This is a genomic window from Nocardia carnea NBRC 14403 (assembly GCF_000308515.1).
GTDB classification, from domain to species: domain Bacteria; phylum Actinomycetota; class Actinomycetes; order Mycobacteriales; family Mycobacteriaceae; genus Nocardia; species Nocardia carnea.
The window spans coordinates 1-12,668 of the sequence record NZ_BAFV01000009.1 but is presented as its reverse complement, the minus strand read 5'-3'; the positions used below and the strand labels follow the sequence as shown (position 1 = coordinate 12,668).

General features: G+C 66.4%; 9 protein-coding genes and 4 tRNA genes. 5 read left to right on the top strand and 8 right to left on the bottom strand.

What is annotated here, in order from left to right; all coding sequences use genetic code 11:
- Positions 1-91 precede the first annotated feature (91 nt).
- Positions 92-970, bottom strand: a complete 879-nt coding sequence (locus ON22_RS02880) for an oxidoreductase (protein ID WP_033244118.1) — start codon at positions 968-970, stop codon at positions 92-94.
- Positions 971-1,583: 613 nt separating this feature from the next.
- Between ON22_RS02880 and ON22_RS02875 the strand changes: the two genes are divergently transcribed.
- Both ON22_RS02875 and ON22_RS02870 read left to right on the top strand, forming a co-directional pair.
- On the top strand, positions 1,584-4,076 hold the full coding sequence (locus ON22_RS02875; RefSeq protein WP_033244117.1) for a glycerol-3-phosphate 1-O-acyltransferase: 2,493 nt from the start codon (positions 1,584-1,586) through the stop codon (positions 4,074-4,076).
- Positions 4,073-5,521 (top strand): 1-acylglycerol-3-phosphate O-acyltransferase, encoded by a 1,449-nt coding sequence (locus ON22_RS02870; protein WP_051157094.1) that lies wholly within the window; start codon positions 4,073-4,075, stop codon positions 5,519-5,521. The genes ON22_RS02875 and ON22_RS02870 overlap by 4 nt, the downstream gene beginning before the upstream one ends.
- Here ON22_RS02870 and ON22_RS02865 read toward each other — a convergent pair.
- From ON22_RS02865 to ON22_RS02840, 6 genes are all read right to left on the bottom strand, one after another.
- The gene (locus ON22_RS02865; protein WP_255218506.1) at positions 5,518-6,237 is read right to left on the bottom strand and encodes a polyprenol monophosphomannose synthase; all 720 of its coding nucleotides are present in this window, start codon (positions 6,235-6,237) and stop codon (positions 5,518-5,520) included. The genes ON22_RS02870 and ON22_RS02865 overlap by 4 nt on opposite strands.
- A gap of 159 nt (positions 6,238-6,396) precedes the next feature.
- The gene (locus ON22_RS02860) at positions 6,397-6,579 is read right to left on the bottom strand and encodes a hypothetical protein (protein ID WP_033244115.1); all 183 of its coding nucleotides are present in this window, start codon (positions 6,577-6,579) and stop codon (positions 6,397-6,399) included.
- Positions 6,580-6,652: 73 nt separating this feature from the next.
- A tRNA-Phe gene (locus ON22_RS02855) sits at positions 6,653-6,726 on the bottom strand.
- 56 nt (positions 6,727-6,782) lie between these two features.
- Positions 6,783-6,859 (bottom strand) — tRNA-Asp (locus ON22_RS02850).
- Between the two features lie 30 nt (positions 6,860-6,889).
- Positions 6,890-6,962 (bottom strand) — tRNA-Glu (locus ON22_RS02845).
- A gap of 95 nt (positions 6,963-7,057) precedes the next feature.
- On the bottom strand, positions 7,058-7,720 hold the full coding sequence (locus ON22_RS02840) for a TetR family transcriptional regulator (RefSeq protein WP_033244114.1): 663 nt from the start codon (positions 7,718-7,720) through the stop codon (positions 7,058-7,060).
- 889 nt (positions 7,721-8,609) lie between these two features.
- On the opposite strand from ON22_RS02840, the gene ON22_RS02835 reads away from it, so the two are divergent.
- Together ON22_RS02835 and ON22_RS02830 are read left to right on the top strand one after the other, a co-directional pair.
- Positions 8,610-8,682 (top strand) — tRNA-Lys (locus ON22_RS02835).
- A gap of 368 nt (positions 8,683-9,050) precedes the next feature.
- Positions 9,051-10,019 (top strand): acyl-ACP desaturase, encoded by a 969-nt coding sequence (locus ON22_RS02830; protein ID WP_033244113.1) that lies wholly within the window; start codon positions 9,051-9,053, stop codon positions 10,017-10,019.
- A 100-nt stretch (positions 10,020-10,119) separates the two neighbouring features.
- Here the strand turns inward: ON22_RS02830 and ON22_RS02825 are convergent, their stop codons facing one another.
- Positions 10,120-10,749 (bottom strand): hypothetical protein, encoded by a 630-nt coding sequence (locus ON22_RS02825; protein ID WP_169332444.1) that lies wholly within the window; start codon positions 10,747-10,749, stop codon positions 10,120-10,122.
- Positions 10,750-11,099: 350 nt separating this feature from the next.
- On the opposite strand from ON22_RS02825, the gene dusB reads away from it, so the two are divergent.
- The gene (gene dusB, locus ON22_RS02820) at positions 11,100-12,248 is read left to right on the top strand and encodes a tRNA dihydrouridine synthase DusB (RefSeq protein ID WP_033244112.1); all 1,149 of its coding nucleotides are present in this window, start codon (positions 11,100-11,102) and stop codon (positions 12,246-12,248) included.
- Positions 12,249-12,668 lie beyond the last annotated feature (420 nt).

Genomic DNA, 12,668 nt, shown 5'->3' with positions numbered 1-12,668 from the left:
TCGTGGTGCGGTCTCGTGGTGTCGACGACGCACGCACTCCAGGTGTGACATCCCGCGTTGATTCCTTTTCCGCCGGCCGGCGGTGGGCGTCTCAGCCGGTGAAGTCGAACTTCACCCCGGTCAGCCGTTCGGAGAGATCCCAGAGGGAGCGGGCGGTGAGCTCATCCTCGGCGCGCCGGGAACAACCGGAGGGGCCCGGATATCCACGTGTTCCGCCGAGCCCGGTCGGCCCGTAGTAGCCACCGGGTTCGACCGGTGCGGTAGCGGCGAAAAGTTCCGGTAAGGCGCCCATTTCGGCGCTCTGGGCAGCAAGTTTGTTCCCGAGCGCCATAACCTTGTCCAGAATGGATTCGGTATGCGATTGCAGGCCGGTGGCCGCGTAACCCGGATGCGCCGCGACGGCCAGTTTCGCCGAACCGGCCGCGGTGAGCCGGCGCTGGAGTTCGAAGGTGAACAGCAGATTCGCCAGTTTGGACTGACCGTAGGCGGGCCAGCGCTTGTAGGGGCGACGCTCCCAGTTGAGGTCGTCGATATCGATGGCACCGATGGTGTGGGCACCGCTGGAGACCGTGACGATCCGTTCGCTGATCTTGCCGAGCAGCAGGCCGGTCAGCGCGAAATGGCCGAGATGGTTGGTGCCGATCTGCATTTCGAATCCGTCGGCGGTGCGGCGCAGCGGTACCGCCATCACCCCCGCGTTGTTGATCAGGATGTCCGCACCGTCCACCCCGGCCGCGAACTCACGGACCGAGGAGAGATCGGCCAGGTCCAGTCGCCGGACCTGCGCGCGCTCACCGATCTCGGCAGCGACGGCGCGGCCCTTGTCCATATCCCGGCAGGCCAGGATCACCTGTGCCCCGGCGCCGGCCAGAGCGCGTGCGGCAACCGCTCCCAAGCCGCTGTTCGCGCCGGTCACGATCACGGTCCGGTCCTGCTGATCGGGGATATCCCCGACGCCCCAACCACTCATGGGGCGAGTCTAATCCGCATGGCCGCCGGATACCCGGCGTGCGGCGCGGGGATATGCCGGACCGGCGGTATCCGTGGCGAACACCGCGTGGACTCGCCCGGAAGTGACCCACCCCCTTCCCAAATTAGATAGGGTTGCCTAACCTATTGAGGGACCAGAACGCGCCGCACACAACTTCGAGTCCCTGTCCCCGATGAGGCCTATCGCAACTCTTCCGCTGCCACCGATACCGAATGTGTCGGTGGGGACTCTTCGCCGCCACCCTCGCCGTGGCCCCGAACAGCCGGTGAACAGGTCGGCACAACACTGGCGAATCATCGCTCGGTAGCGCACTCCGGCATCTGACGATCCCGGACACCGGGCCGATATCTGCCCGCATCCGGAACCCTCACCTATCCGAGCTCCACGGCGAGCAACGCACTGGCGGGTAGCGCCTGCGACAGCTCCGGCAAACCGCCCCGTACGGCGCGCGAGCCGTCCATAGTGGTCGCATGGAGTAATTTCGATTACCACTGCCGCCGGCGACCGGCTCCCCGGCGAACGAGCCGCGCACCGACCGCCCCGGACAGCACAGCCGCGAGCCCTTCCGATCGGACGCAGAGGATCCCACACCATGATCGAGAACCTCGGCGGCGCACCGTCGCCGGCCGACGATCCACCGGAATCGGTGGTAGCGCTGGTGGATTCGGCTTCGGGTACCGAACGCGAGCTGATCGGCCGGTGGATCGCCGAGGGCGGCCTGGCCGCCGAACTCGGTGTCCGCGCCCCCGTCACCCAGCTCGATCTGGATGCCGCCGCCGTGGCCGGCCGGCTCACCGGCCGCAGCGACGATCCACTGGTGGTACCCGTGCGGGTGCTGTGGCTACCGCCCGAACGCGACGGCGTCCGCCGGGTGACCTTCGGCGATCTCGCCCTGCTCACCAACCCACGCCGCCCCAACCGGCTCGCACAACGCCGGCTCGTCGGCCGGGCCCCGGACCGGCACCTGGTGCTCACCGGCGCTCCCGCCCGGCTCACACAGTTGCGCGCGAACCATCCGGAAGCGGCGGCACTGCACCACACCGGCAGCGCCGAACCCTTCGCGCGCGCAGTGGTCCGGGCCGCGGTGGTCGCGCTGGAGCGCGCGGAACGCACCGTGATCGGCGACCGTTACAAGGTGCCGCGGCTGGTGGCCGAGGAGATCATGGACTCGCCGGAGTTCCTGCGGCGGCTGGAACGTATCGCCGACGAAACCGGCACCGACCCACAGGACGTGGCGCGGCGCGCCGAGAAAGCACTGAACGAATTGGTCGCCGCGCAGAGCCGCACCGTATCGGACCTGTTCACCCAGGCCATGCGCCCGGTGCACGCATCGACCTGGAACGTGGACTGCGACGAATCCGGCCTGGCCGCGCTACGCGATCTCAACCGGCGGTATCCGCTGGTGTTCCTGCCGTCGCACCGGTCGTATGTGGATGCCTTCGTGCTGGGCGATGTACTGGCGCGCAATGATTTCCCGCCCAACCACGTCGTCGGCGGGGCGAATCTGCGGTTCTGGCCGATGGGCCCGATCGCGCGGCGTACCGGCACCATATTCATCCGGCGCAGTTTCGGCGGCGATACCGTCTACCAGGCGGTCGTCGAAGAATACTTCGGGTATCTGCTGGCCCGCCGCTTCAACCTGGAGTGGTATTTCGAGGGCGGGCGCACCCGCACCGGCAAACTGCGCCCGCCACGCTACGGCCTGATGAACTATCTGGCCGCGGCGGTCCGCCGCGACCGGGTCGCCGACGCACTCCTGGTACCGGTTTCGATCACCTACGAGCGGCTCAACGAACTCGGCGCCATCGCCGACGAACAGGTGGGCGGCCGGAAGAAACCCGAAGGTATCGCCTGGCTCGCCCGCTATGTGCGCAACCAGCAGCATTCGGCCGGCCATGTCTACGTCCGCTTCGGCGACCCGATCTCGGCGCGCGACCGACTGGCCACCCACGGCGATCCGCTCACCGAACCCCCGGTCACGATCCCGCTGCACCGTACCGATACCGGCGGGCAGCCGGTCCGCGCCGAACCGGATCCCCTCGGCGAACATCTCGGCGAACGAGAACGTGCGGCGGTGCAGCGGCTCGCCTTCGATGTGGCTGTCGGGATCAACGCGGTCACCCCGATCACCGCCAACGCACTGGTCACCCTGGCGTTGCTCGGCGTGCACGATCGTGCGCTGACACTGGCCGAGGTCTGCGAAGTCCTCAATCCGGTCATGGACTACATCGGCGAACGCGATCTGCCCTGCGGTGAGGTCGCGAAATTGCGGGACGAACACAGCCTGGTCGCCGTGCTGGAGCAGCTGTCGCTGGCCAAGGTGGTCACGATCTATCGCGGCGGGGTCGAACCGGTGTATGCGATCGAACCCGGCGCGCATCTCGAGGCCGCGTTCTACCGCAACAGCGCGGTTCACTGGTTCGTCGACCGGGCAATCCTGGAACTGGCGATTCTGGCCGCGGTCGAGGCGGCCCCCGACGATCCGGTGGCCGGAGCCGTCGGACCGGACGCCGATGCCCTGGATATCGGCTGGGCGGAGACGTATCGGCTGCGGGATCTGCTCAAGTTCGAATTCTTCTTCCCCGACCGGGCGGAATTCGCCGAGCGGATCACCGCGGAAATGCTGTTGGTGGATCCGGCCTGGCGGTCGCGTCCCCGCAACACTCTGGGCAGTGAAATCCTGGCTGCGCTCACCGGTAGCGGTTTCATGATGGCCCACCGCGTACTGCGTTCCTTTTTCGATGCGCAATTGGTGGTGGCCGAGCGGCTGGCCGATCGGGAACCGACAGCCGAAATCGACCATAAGGAGTTCATCGCCGAATGCGTATCGGTCGGTAAACAGATGCTGCTGCAGAAACGCCTGCACAGCACGGAATCGGTATCCACCGAGCTTTTCGGGAGTGCACTGAAATTGGCCGCGAATCACGGACTCGTCGAGGCCGCCGATCCGGATTCGGAGAAATCCGTGACGGCGCTGGCCGAGGCCCGGCGCGATTTCGCCGACCGGCTGCGCACAATCGGGATCCGCATATCGCAGGCCGCCGCGCTCGACCCGTCCAACCGCACCGCGGGGCGGACTCGATGAGCAGGGCCGCCACCGCGGAAACCGGTGGATTCGGGTCGCTCGACGCGGTGATCACGGCGATCCGTTCGGGTCCGCAAGGCGCAGGTATCGGCGCGGTTTTCGACCTGTCGGCGGTCGCGGATCTGCGCACCATGACGGGCCGCCGGTTCCGCGACCCCGATTCCGCGACAGCCGGCCTCCTGTTCGAGCAGTTACGCCACAGCGGCGACAGTCCGGGGCCTGACCTGCTGGAACAGCTCGCCGGACACGCCGCCGGAAAAACACCCGGTGAACTGGCCGCGCAGGGTGAGCGGGTGTTCAAACGCGGCTGGTACGACCGGGTGTATCCGGAGGCCTGGCGGCTGGTGCGGGAACATCTCGCGGCCGGGCACACCGTGGTGCTGACCGGCACGGTCACCGACTACCAGCTGCATCCCGTGGCCGCGGCGCTCGAGATCGGCCATACTCTCGGTGCCCGGCCCGCAGTCGCCGGAGGCCGGTTCACCGGCGGGTTCGACGGTCCCCTGCCCTACGGCCCGGACAAAGCCGCGCTGGTCGCCGATTTCGCCACCGCCCACGGTATCGACCTGCGGCGTTCCTACGTCTACAGCGGTAGCGCAGCCGATCTCCCGCTGTTGTCGAGTGTGGGAACCCCGGTTCCGATCGCGCCGGACTCCCCCCTCGCGGCCACCGCGGCCGACCAGGGCTGGCCCCGGCCGGTCGTCGCCGCCCGGACCTCCCCTACCACCGCGGACCGGCTGCGCACCGTCGCCGGCTTCGCCGCTCTGCTCGGCGGCGCACTGTTCGGGGTGCTGAGCAAGGCCTATACCCGCGACCGCCGCACCATGGCCGACGCACTGATGCGCTACGGCACCGGCTGGCCGTTACGGCTGTGCGGGATCAGGCTGCGGGTCACCGGCACCGAATACGCCCGGAATCCGCGCCCGGCGGTGTTCCTGTTCAACCACCAGAGCCAGTTCGATGTCCTCATCGTTCCGGCGGTGCTCGGTGCGGGTGTGACGGGGGTCGGGAAGAAAGAACTCATCCGGCATCCGATTTTCGGTCCGCTCATGCGGTTCGTCGGCGTGACCTTCATCGATCGCTCGAACACCGACCGCGCGAAGGCCTCGCTGGCGCCGGTGGTGCATACGCTGCGCGACGGGCTGTCGATAGCGATCGCTCCGGAAGGAACCCGCTCCTATACCTCGCAACCGGGCAAGTTCAAGAAAGGGGCGTTCCATATTGCCGCGCAGGCGGGCGTACCGGTGATCCCGGTGGTAATCCGCAATGCCGCCGATATCGGCCGGCGCGATTCCATGATCGCTCGCCCCGGCATCGTCGATATCGCGATCCTGCCGCCGATCGACAGCACCGGCTGGGATCCCGCGGATCTGGGCCGGGAGGTCGCCGCGGTCCGGCAGCGCTATCTCGACACCCTCCGCGACTGGCCCACCGCCGCCGGTTAGAGCGACCGGCCCAGCAGTAGCTTCCAGGGCATGAGCGCGGATTCCAGCTGTACCGACAGGCTCATCTTGGACGCGCCCAGCGTCCGCTCCTCGAAGCGGATCGGAACCTCGGCGATACCGGCACCCTGCTTCTTGGTCCGGTAATTCATCTCCACCTGGAACGAATACCCGTTGCTGCGGATGGATTCGATATCGATCGCCCGCAGCGTATCGGCCTGCCAGGCCTTGAAACCGGCGGTGGCGTCTTTGATACCGAGCCGCAGGATGGCGTTGACGTAGAAGTTCGCCCAGGCCGAGAGCGCCTTGCGGTACCACTTCCATTCCGCGGCGGTCGAGCCGCCGGGCACGTAGCGCGACCCCAATACCACCCCGATACCGGGACGGCTCAGCTGTTCCAGCATGGCCGGGATCACCTCGGCGGGATGGGAAAGATCCGCGTCCATCTGGATCACCACATCGGCGCCTTCATCGAGTGCGCGGGTGATCCCCGCGATATAGGCGCGGCCGAGGCCGTCCTTCTCGGTGCGGTGCAGCACCGAGACGACGTTCGGCAGGTCCACGGCCAGTTTGTCGGCCACCTCACCGGTACCGTCCGGGGAGTTGTCGTCGACTACCAGTACGTGCAGGTCGGGCACGGGTAGCGCAGTCAGCCGTTCCACCGCAACCGGCAGATTGTCCCGCTCGTTGTAGGTCGGCACAACAACGGTAACCCTCAAGGGTCGCCCTCCCTGGTCTCGCCCGGCGGCCGAACCATGAGCCGCGAGCGTCGCTACGTATTACCCGTGAACGGTAGCCCAACCGCGGACACACAGCTGCGGCGCACCGGTCATACCGGCCGCTTCCCGGGGCGGACGGGCCGATCGTGACCCGGTCCGTCACTGCCCGTCGCGCCACTCCCGGTCCGCCGCGTCCTGTGCGGCGTTGCGTTGCCGCACGATATCGAGCGCGCGCTCGGCGGTGGCGCGATCCGGATACGGACCCATCCGGTCGCGGAACCAGCACTGACGTCCGCGCTCGGCCCGCTGATGTTTCAAGCAGTAGTACCACCGTTCGGCCATGACCCCAGCATTCCATCCATCCGGGGCCAGGACGAACGAAACCCCCGGACCGTTGTGGTCAGGGGGTGGATTGTGGCCAGGGCCGGGATCGAACCGGCGACCTTTCGCTTTTCAGGCGAACGCTCGTACCAACTGAGCTACCTGGCCGCAGGCACCCGGAACGAATGCCATCCGATGGATGGCGGATTGCTCCGCACATCCATTGGCGACCCTGACGGGACTCGAACCCGCGACCTCCGCCGTGACAGGGCGGCGCGCTAACCAACTGCGCCACAGGGCCTTGCTCTGTGCAACCTACTTTCGTAAGTTGTACCCCCTACGGGATTCGAACCCGCGCTACCGCCTTGAAAGGGCGGCGTCCTAGGCCGCTAGACGAAGGGGGCTCGTCCCGGATCTCTCCGGACCGGCTTTTCAACGGCTGTCCGTTGGGAGCTCGCATAGCTTATGTCAGGGTGCGCGTAATTCCCAAATCGGCTGGTCACGCCGGGGAAGTGAGCTCCTCCAGCTGTGCTTGCGCCCGCCAGCCGTGCGTCTGGAACTTCGCGGCCCATTCCGTCGTGCAGCTCGCCTGCACCACGACCTCCAGTACCTCCCGGAACCGGGTCCGCAGATCCGGTCCGCCGCGGTGGGCATCGACGATGTAGCGCTGGCCGATCAGCGCGCCGGCGAGTGTGCGCGTGAAGCGGTCGAGATCGGTGTCCGGTCGCAGCTGTCCCTGATCGACGGCTCCGACGGCCAGTTTTCGAATGGTCGAGCAGAGCATCCGGCAGCCGCCGCCGTCCTGCTGCCCGAAACCCGGATCGATCACCAGACGGAATTCGGCCTGCACGATGATGTCGTGTTCGAGGCGCAGCGCTACCTCGTCGAAGATTCCGTGCAAAATATCGAGCGGACCCAGTTCCGCACGAATGAGCCAACGATCGATGGTTCGGCCGTATCGTTCTACTGCCGATTCGAGTACCGCTCGCGCCAGATCCTCTTTCGAGTCGAAATGGAAGTACATGGCGCCCTTGGTCGCTCGCGACCCTTCCAAAATACGGTTGAGCGAAGCCGCGGCATAGCCGCTCTTCCCGAACTCAACGGCGGCGGACCGGATAATTGCCGCCCTTGTCCGACGGGCCCGCTCTTGCTGCCGTGCCATGCTCGAAACGCCTCCGAAGCCTTGTGCATCCGCCGGAATTTCCACCTGCGGAATGCCCGCGACAGATCAGCTGCTTTCGACGAGCGGGCCGACGTCGCGAACGTATCCTGTTGTATCCGACCTTCGGTCGGTTTTATGACCTGTATAGAACTTTCGGTACGGAACCCAGCCCAAAGAAGAAACACACCGGCTGGTATAATTCGAACGCCCGGGTGCGCCGCAGGGGGTGCGCATCCGGGCAACTCCGTTGCGCTCTTCCTCGTCCCCGATCCGCCTCCCGCAGCGTCGACCCAAGTGACACCCCGAATTCGCTGAATCGTCACGGTACTCGGAATCGGGTACCGACACGCGGTAAACCGATAGAGCCGTCTACGATTTCGCGAACGGGATTTTGCGAACGCAACATGGTCCGCCGGGTCGCGAATGGCCGAACGAATCGAACCGGGCAACACCGAATGTTCACCCGCCGAGGCGGGTTTCGGACCGGAGTTCAGCCGGCCGCTCCCATCCCTCGGTGCATACCGCCTCGCCCAGGGGCGATCACGGACCGCCGACACTCCGGGAAACTCGTCCCCGGACCCCACTTTTGCGAGAATTCTGCCTTTACCGATCCAAAGGCATTGGTATCCAACATATTTGGATCGTATCGTGCTACCCGTTGTATCAACAATGCCAGAGGTACCGTATTTCGATACCCGGTGGTATGGTTTCGGGTCGCCGGGCACCCCGGAACCGACCGGACAACCGCGCTACCTCGCCCGACGTCACACCCGCAAGCACCGGCCACCGGCGCCGGAACACCCGGGGCAGCCGCACCGAGTGATACAAAGCACCAGCGTAACCACCCGATTACGTCCTCGCACCGACTTCCCAGTACACTATCGGCCGCGCCCCTATAGCTCAGTTGGTAGAGCTACGGACTTTTAATCCGCAGGTCCCAGGTTCGAGCCCTGGTGGGGGCACCGCTCGGGCTCCCGGTGATCACCGGGAGCCCGTTTTCGTCCCCGACTGCCGGCCGCCCCGCTGTGACTTCCACCAGGCTCTCCCTCCGGGCACTGTGACCGAAATCGGCCGCCGCTCGCCCCGACCCGAGATGTGCCGTTTCCCACGCCCGCTAACGCAAATGAGAAGGCCATCGATATGCCCATAACCGAGCTTCGGGTCATACACTCGCTGTGACAACCGATGGCAGACGCCGTACATCACCGTGCACTCTGTGTCCGCCGGATGCGTTTCGCATCACACCTACGGTGCCGTAAGGTATGGCCGCATCGGCAACGGTCTACATCAGGTGACCCGCACCAACGCAACATATGAAGGGCTTGATCACATGGCAAGGGATCTGACTCAACTCGAGCTGCTCTCCGAGTTGGAGCCGGTTGCCGAGCAGAACGTCAACCGGCACCTCTCCTTGGCTAAAGAGTGGCATCCGCACGACTACGTCCCGTGGGACGAGGGGCGCAACTTCGCCGCGCTCGGCGGTGTGGACTGGGACCCCGAACAATCCAAGCTCAGCGAGGTCGCGAAGGCGGCCATGATCACCAACCTCCTCACCGAGGACAACCTGCCTTCCTACCACCGGGAAATCGCCGAGAACTTCTCGCAGGACGGCGCGTGGGGGACCTGGGTCGGGCGCTGGACCGCCGAGGAGAACCGCCACGGCATCGCCATGCGCGACTACCTGGTGGTCACCCGCGGTGTGGACCCGGTGGCACTGGAGCAGGCCCGGATGGTCCATATGACCAACGGCTTCGCCTCCCCCGCCGAGGCCGACGCCGGATTCCTGCACTCGGTCGCCTACGTGACCTTCCAGGAACTGGCCACCCGTGTGTCCCACCGCAACACCGGCAAGGTCTGCGACGACGCCATCGCCGACCGGATGCTGCAGCGCATCGCGGCCGACGAGAACCTGCACATGATCTTCTACCGCAATATGTGCGGTGCAGCCCTGGACCTCTGCCCGGACCAGGCACTCGACGCGATCACCCTGATCCTGGAGAACTTCCAGATGCCGGGCGCGGGAATGCCCAATTTCCGGCGTAACGGCGTCCTGATGGCCAAGCACGGAATCTACGATCTGCGCCAGCACCTCGAAGAGGTCGTCCAGCCGGTCCTCAAGAAGTGGGATATCTTCGGCCGTACCGATTTCACCGCCCGCGGTGAGGAAACCCGGGAGCGGCTGGGCATCTTCCTGGACAAACTGTCCAAGGACGTCGACAAATTCGAAGAACAGCGCGACCGGATGCTCGCCCGCGAGGCCGCCAAGCGGGAAAAGGCCCTCGCCTCGACCGGCAGCTGAGGTCACTCACCCGTACCGCACGACACAGACGTAACCGCCGGGAACATCCCGGCGGTTACGTCGTTTCCGGCCCGGCGGGCCGATCAGTTCACGGTGCCGTTCAGTTCATAGGGAGAGCACCGTCCACTCCGCCCACATCGGTGATCTGCCAGCCGGCGTTCTCGTCCAGGGTCACGGTGTAGGTGACCGTTGTCTGGGTGCCGTCCGGGTTCTGCGCGTTGGTCGAGGTCACGTTGACGAAAACGTTCACCTTGAAGATCCCGTCCTGCTCGGACATGACCTTCGCGGTGATGGGGCTCGCCGTGGACGTCCATTGGAGCGGCACCAGGATCTGCTCCAGTTTCGGCGCCGTTTCATCGAACTTCCCGGCCAGCTGCGGGGTGGTGTTCTTCTTCAGCGCCGTGATCCAGGCATCGAGATCCTGGAAGTTCACCGTGGCCGCGCCCACCGCGTACTCGGTGGCCAGTTGTTCGGCATGGCGGTCGTCGGCGGCACGTTCGTCACGTTCGGCCAGATCACCGCGCGCGGTGAAATACAGCACCGCGAACACGATCGCCACCACCGCGAGCACGGCAATCAATGCGCCGCGGACCAAGCTGGATACCTGGATCGATACGGTGCCCGGCCGTTCGGCACCGCGCTGCTCGCCCGGTTTGTCTCCCGGGGAATCAGTGGTGGGGGCTGCGCCGGCGCTCGGCTTGCTACCGGGTTCTTCGGTCTGGTCGGCCATGGTTTGTCGTCCTCTTTCGTTCGCCCCCGGTCGAGTCGAACCCGGGCTGTGCAGGAAACGGTCGGTTATCGGGTTGCCGCCACCCGGAACTGTTCGCGCCGGTCGCATCCGTTGTATTCGGTGACGCCGTCTCGGGCGATGCGGTGTTCGGCCGGATCGCCTCCAGCGGCCGGCCGATAAGGCCGTACCGCGTATCCGTCGTGGCCGCGGACCCGGGTCGGGCCGTGAACACCGGGCGATTCACTTCCAAGAGGCTAACGGTGGCCACGACGCAATCGACCGGCAGGGGCGCGCGCCGGTGAGGCACCCGATAGTGACGCCGGACCCCGCAGCAGGGAAAATGGATCCTCATGCAGGCAGAGTTGGAACAGGAGACAGGTTTGCGGATCGGCCCCTACCCGGTCGACCCGCCGGTGGTACTCGCCCCGATGGCGGGGATCACGAACCTGGCATTCCGGAAACTCTGCCGCGAGTTCGGCAGCCCGACCGCAATCTATGTCTGCGAGATGATCACCGCCCGCGCGGTGGTGGAACGCAACGAGAAAACACTGCACATGATGTCGTTCGACCAGGGCGAATCACCGCGGTCCATGCAGTTGTACGGGGTGGATCCGGCCACGCTCGGCGAGGCCGTACGCATCATCGTCGGCGAGGGCTGGGCCGACCATATCGATATGAACCTCGGCTGCCCGGTGCCGAAGGTGACCCGGCTCGGCGGCGGCGCCGCCCTGCCGTACAAGCGGAATCTGTTCGCCTCGATCGTCCGCGAGATGGTCCGGGCAGCCGAACCGGCCGGTGTGCCGGTGACCATGAAATTCCGGATCGGCATCGACGACGACCACCGCACCCATCTCGACACCGGGCGGATCGCCGAGGCCGAAGGCGCCGCTGCGGTCGCCCTGCACGCCCGCACCGCCGCCCAGCGCTACTCCGGCACCGCGGACTGGTCGGCCATCGCGCAGCTCAAAGAAGCCGTGACCACCATCCCGGTGCTGGGCAACGGGGATATTTTCAGTGCCGGTGACGCCGTCGCGATGATGGCGCAGACCGGTTGCGACGGGGTGGTGGTCGGCCGCGGCTGCCTGGGCCGGCCCTGGCTGTTCGGCGAACTGAGCGCCGCCCTGCGCGGCGAACCCGCCCCCACTCCGCCGAACCTCGGCGAAGTGGGCAGGATCCTGGCCCGGCACGCCGGGCTGCTCGCCGAACATCACGGCGAAGACAAAGGTATGCGCGACCTGCGCAAACATATGGCCTGGTACTTCATGGGCTTCCCGCTCGGGGCCGACCTGCGCCGCAGTTTCGCCACGGTCTCCTCCCTCGGCGAACTCGACGGCCTGATCGCACAGCTCGATCCCGCTGTCCCCTTCCCCGAGGACGCCGAAGGCCCGCGCGGCCGGCAGGGTTCGCCGGGCAAGGTCGCGCTGCCGCACGGCTGGCTCGATGATCCGGACGACGGAACCGTGCCGGCCGCGGCCGATGTGATGCACAGCGGCGGCTGACCGGTTCGACACGCCGAACCGCGGGTAGCCGAAACAGCCGCGCGCCGCGTGAAAACATAGCTCCAGGCAACTTTCCAGCATTTCCCGCACTGCCCGCCCGCTCGAGATGTCCGAGTGGCTCTCAGTGGCGAAATCGTTATCATTGCGGAATCCCGCCACAGCCTTTCGAGCACGGCTGCGGCGGCAGCGAGTTGCGAAAGAGCGAGGTTCATTGGTGGGTGACGATCGGAACGGGCGTTCACCACGGCCCGGAGGTCGCGCACCGTGGGAGCGCTATCCCACGGCAGAGCCCCCCGAAATGGACGACGCACGAGGGGCTCGGCGGCAACGGCAACCGGAGCCGCCGGCAGACCAGGCACCACTGACGGTGCAGGACCTGGTCGATCGGGTAGACAGCGAACGTACGGCCCGGCGCCGTCC

Excerpts from the sequence above, each read along its gene's own strand:
- ON22_RS02875 (WP_033244117.1), top strand. The coding sequence starts at position 1,584 with ATGATCGAGAACCTCGGCGGCGCACCGTCGCCGGCCGACGATCCACCG.
- ON22_RS02840 (WP_033244114.1), bottom strand. The coding sequence starts at position 7,720 with ATGGCACGGCAGCAAGAGCGGGCCCGTCGGACAAGGGCGGCAATTATC.
- ON22_RS02825 (WP_169332444.1), bottom strand. The coding sequence starts at position 10,749 with ATGGCCGACCAGACCGAAGAACCCGGTAGCAAGCCGAGCGCCGGCGCA.
- ON22_RS02870 (WP_051157094.1), top strand. The coding sequence starts at position 4,073 with ATGAGCAGGGCCGCCACCGCGGAAACCGGTGGATTCGGGTCGCTCGAC.
- ON22_RS02830 (WP_033244113.1), top strand. The coding sequence starts at position 9,051 with ATGGCAAGGGATCTGACTCAACTCGAGCTGCTCTCCGAGTTGGAGCCG.
- ON22_RS02880 (WP_033244118.1), bottom strand. The coding sequence starts at position 970 with ATGAGTGGTTGGGGCGTCGGGGATATCCCCGATCAGCAGGACCGGACC.
- ON22_RS02860 (WP_033244115.1), bottom strand. The coding sequence starts at position 6,579 with ATGGCCGAACGGTGGTACTACTGCTTGAAACATCAGCGGGCCGAGCGC.
- dusB (WP_033244112.1), top strand. The coding sequence starts at position 11,100 with ATGCAGGCAGAGTTGGAACAGGAGACAGGTTTGCGGATCGGCCCCTAC.